The sequence below is a fragment of the Novosphingobium organovorum genome, from assembly GCF_022832435.1.
In the GTDB taxonomy this organism is placed as follows: Bacteria; Pseudomonadota; Alphaproteobacteria; order Sphingomonadales; family Sphingomonadaceae; genus Novosphingobium; species Novosphingobium organovorum.
Window position 1 is genome coordinate 1 of record NZ_JALHLF010000205.1, and the last position, 3,073, is coordinate 3,073.

Annotated in this window: 3 protein-coding genes; all 3 read left to right on the top strand. The window is 70.5% G+C overall.

The features are described 5' to 3' along the window. Positions 1–2,050 (top strand): TonB-dependent receptor (locus tag MTR62_RS20550; RefSeq protein ID WP_244024456.1); only part of this gene is annotated, 2,050 nt, incomplete at its 5' end. Positions 2,051–2,169: 119 nt separating this feature from the next. Then, the gene (locus MTR62_RS20555; protein ID WP_244024458.1) at positions 2,170–2,700 is read left to right on the top strand and encodes an RNA polymerase sigma factor; all 531 of its coding nucleotides are present in this window, start codon (positions 2,170–2,172) and stop codon (positions 2,698–2,700) included. A gap of 17 nt (positions 2,701–2,717) precedes the next feature. After that, the coding region (locus tag MTR62_RS20560) for a FecR/PupR family sigma factor regulator (protein WP_244024459.1) at positions 2,718–3,073 on the top strand (356 nt) is incomplete at its 3' end.

Consider the following 3,073-nt stretch of genomic DNA (forward strand, 5'->3'; position numbering starts at 1 on the left):
CACCGCCGCCCCGCCCTCGCTCGGCGAAGTCGCGCGGCGCGTGCCGGGCGTCATGAGCCAGCCCGCGGGCGCCGGACAGACCGCGATCCTGGTGCGCGGGATCGGCCTCGTCGGTGACACCACCACCGCAGTCTACTTTGCCGACGTGCCGATCGCAGGGCCCTCGGGCACCGGCAGCGACGGCGCGCGCACATCCTCGGACATCGCGCTGATCGACGTCGCGGGGATTTCGGTCGCGCGCAACGCGCGCGGGACCGAACACGGCGTGGGCGCCCTCGCGGGGGAAATCGCGGTCTCCCCCACGGCGGCCAGGATCGGCGTGAGCGAGGCCAGCGCCAGCCTTGCTGCCGGTCTTCAGGAAGGCGGCGCACCCAGCCTTGCCGCCTCGGGCATGGGCAACCTGCCGCTCGGCCCATCCGCCGCGCTGCGGCTGGTGGGCTATGCGCAGCATAGCGGCGGCTACGTCGACAACGTGCGCACAGCCCAGCGCAACGTCAACGCCAGCACCACGCGCGGCCTGCGCGCCGCACTGGCCTGGGAACCCGACGCGCTGACCACGACCGACACCCTGGTGATCTGGCAGGAGCGCCGGATCGGGGATAGCAGCGTCTGGTCGCGGGATCTGGGCGCCTACCGCACCGACCGCTATTTCAGCGCCCCCACCCGGCACGATTTCGGCCTCGCGCGGCTGCGCGTCGATCGCGCGCTGGGCGCGGTGACGCTGACCTCGGTTTCGGCCGCCTACCTCTGGAACATCGACCGGCGCTACGACCGCACGCGGGTGACCCAGCTCCAGGCCACCGATCCCGAAGGCTGCATGCGCTACTTCGCGCTGGAGACCACCGCCTGCGACACCGCGCAGGCCGAAACCTTCGAAAGCTACGTGCTGGGGCTCACCCCCACGCTGCTTCACGTGCCGATCCGATCGCAGCGGCAGATACAGGAAGTGCGCCTTCATGCCGAGCGTTCGACCGGGCTGTCCTGGGTGCTGGGCGCCGTGATCGACCGCCGCCACGAAGCGCTGCGCAGCGCGCTGTCGAGCGTGTCGCTGCCCGATCTCACGCCCCAGACCTATTTCGGCGTGCGCAGCCTGGCCGTGACCCGCGCGCAGAAGGCCGCCTTCGCCAACGCCAGCTACCGCGACAGCGCGGGGCTGCGGCTGGCCGCCGGGCTGCGGATCGAAAGCTACAGCCTCGTTTCGCAAGGCGACGTCGAAGTGCCCAACGTCATCAGCGGCTCGATCGATTCCTGGCCACGCACGGTGCGCCGTTCGCACGGCTGGCAGGGCAGCGTCCATGCCGACGTGCCGATCGCCGACCACCTCGACCTGCACACCCAGCTTAGCCGGACCGACCGGCCCGGCGGCGTCAACACCGCGCCCGCGCTCGTCACGGGGCATTTCACCTATGACGGCGATACCCTGTGGGGGATCGAGACCGGGCTGCGCTGGAGCCTCGACCAGCGGCTCGACCTCTCGCTCACCGCGTTCCTCAACGACTGGCGCGACATGCAGTTTCGCGCCTTCTCGGACAACCGCTCGTTCGCCTACCTCGTCAATATCGGCAACGCCGCGCTGCAGGGGGCGGAGGCCAGCGCGCGGCTGCACGCCGGGCGGCTGCGCGCCGGGCTGGACGTGAGCTACATCGATGCGCGGCTCAACCGGGTGACCGATGCCGCCGCCCTGGCCGGGGACGCGCGCGCGGACGACCGGCTGCCTTTCGTGCCCTCGCTGCGGGCCAACGCGCGGGTGTCGCGCCGGTTCGTGCTGGGTGATACCCGCAGCCTGCGCCTCGCGGCCGAATGGGAAGTGCAGAGCGGGTTCGAATCGACGTTCCGGCGCGACGACCCCAATCGCGCGCGCACGCGCGCGCACCAGCTCGCCAATCTCGATCTGGTCTACGCAAGCCCGCTCGGCGAACTCGCGCTCAGCGTAAAAAACCTCTTTGACTCAACCGCGATCCTGCGCATGGTAAGCAACGGCTATGGAGCCGACCAGACGCTCAGCGCGGGCCCGCGGGAATGGGTTCTTTCCCTCAGCCGGCCTTTCTGAACGCCGCGGTCGCCGCCTGCCTCGTCGCGCGCGGTCACACGAGCGACGGCGCGGCACCATGGCCAGGGCGTTCATCCCGGCGCCCAAGGGGCACAATCCAGGGATACATGGGGGTTGCAATGAAGCAGGCCAATCCGCTGGCCGGCCATGATGGGGCGTGCGGCGATGCGCCGGACGACTACGCCCGCTTCCTTCCGGCGCTGCGGGGGTTTTTCCTGCGCCGGCTGGGCCATGCCCACATGGCCGAGGATCTGGCGCAGGACGTCATGGTGCGCATGCACGCGCGCAGCCAGGCGAGCGCGATCCTCAATCTGGAGGCCTATATCTTCCAGACCGCCTCGAGCGTGCTGCGCGATCACCTGCGCCGCGAGAGCGTGCGCGGGGTCGTTGTCGCCTGCGACCCTGCGGACCTGGAAAATAATGCTGTGGAGCTTGGCCCCGACCGCGTCTTACAGGCAAGGGACGAACTGGCCCGCGTCGCGAGCGCGCTCAACGAGCTGCCCGAGCGCACGCGCGACATCTTCCTGATGCGGCGCTACGAAGGACTGGCCTATGGCGAAATCGCCCAGAGGGTCGGAATTTCGGTCAGCGCGCTTGAAAAGCACATGACAAAGGCGATCGCGCACCTTGCGCGCCGCCTGGCAAAGTAACTACCGGCTTGCGCGTGATGGACCCGACCCAACCCGATCTCTACGACATTGCCGCGGCGCATTTCGCGCGCCTTGAAGCCGGGCTCGCGGACGCCGACGAGCAGGCCGAGATCGAGCGCTGGTGCGCGCTCTCGCCCCGGCACCGCGCCGCGTTCGAAGCCATGTCCGCAGGCTGGGAGCTGGCTGGCGCCGCGCACGGGGACCCCACCTTGAAGGCGATGCTGGCCGGGCTCGGCGATCGCTACCCCACCTCGGGCGCGCGTCTCGCCGCCGAGGGCATGGCCCCCGACCGGACCACCGACGACGATCGCGACGCCGAAGAGGCCTCGCCGCGCGCGCACGGTTGGCCGCGCTGGACGCCGGTCGCGCTCGC

Coding starts and splice junctions, on each gene's coding strand:
- MTR62_RS20555 (WP_244024458.1), top strand. CDS start 2,170: ATGAAGCAGGCCAATCCGCTGGCCGGCCATGATGGGGCGTGCGGCGAT.